The sequence below is a fragment of the Microbacterium sp. H6 genome, from assembly GCF_003314775.1.
GTDB classification, from domain to species: Bacteria; Actinomycetota; Actinomycetes; order Actinomycetales; family Microbacteriaceae; genus Microbacterium; species Microbacterium oxydans.
In genome coordinates this window covers 251-898 of record NZ_QOAY01000155.1, presented here as the reverse complement: position 1 = coordinate 898, position 648 = coordinate 251, and the positions used below count along the sequence as shown (strand labels likewise).

1 pseudogene is annotated in these 648 nt (G+C 69.3%); it reads right to left on the bottom strand.

Annotation, left to right across the window (positions count from 1 at the left end):
- Nucleotides 1-648, bottom strand: a pseudogene (locus tag DSP71_RS22210) (hypothetical protein); the annotation flags it as partial.

The following is a 648-nucleotide window of genomic DNA, read 5'->3' as shown; positions in this document are numbered from 1 at the left end:
TGGCCTCGGTGTGGAAGCCGCTCCGTTCGAGGGCTTTCGCCGTCCGCGCGAACGCCGCGTCGTCGATGCGGAGATGCGGCTTCGCTCGCTGCTGCGCCTCCAGCCGCACCGCCTCTGCTCGGGCCGCCCACCCGTCGTTCGCGAGCGCGGTGAAGCGTCGCGCTGCGGTGCGTGCTGCGCGTTCGGCTGCGGCAGGATCATGACGCAGGAGAGAGCGAGCCAGATGGAACTCCGACTCGCCTCTGGCCTGTCGCATCCGTTGGGTACCGAACTGGGCGGCGACCTGCTCGAGGAGTGCTTCGGCCTCGGTGGTGAGTCCCGCGTCGCGCAGCACCTCCGCGCGATCGAGGTCGCTGATGGCTGCAGCGAGATCGCTGATCGCGGCGAGCGTCGGGCGGGAACGTGTCATGAGCGTGAGCGCGGTGACGAGGTCTCCTCCGAGCAGGGCCGCGTACCCGAGGTTGTGCCTGGCCTCGGCGAGTGGCTCCTCGTCGCCGTTCGCCTCGTACACGGCCACCGCACGCTGCAGATCCTCGATGCAGGTCTCGAGTTCGCGCTGCTGCATCCGCACCACCGAGCGGTTCATCAGGCAGTTGGCGAGCTCGGTCGTCTCGTCTCCGATCGCGCTGATCGTGTCGATCGCACGGC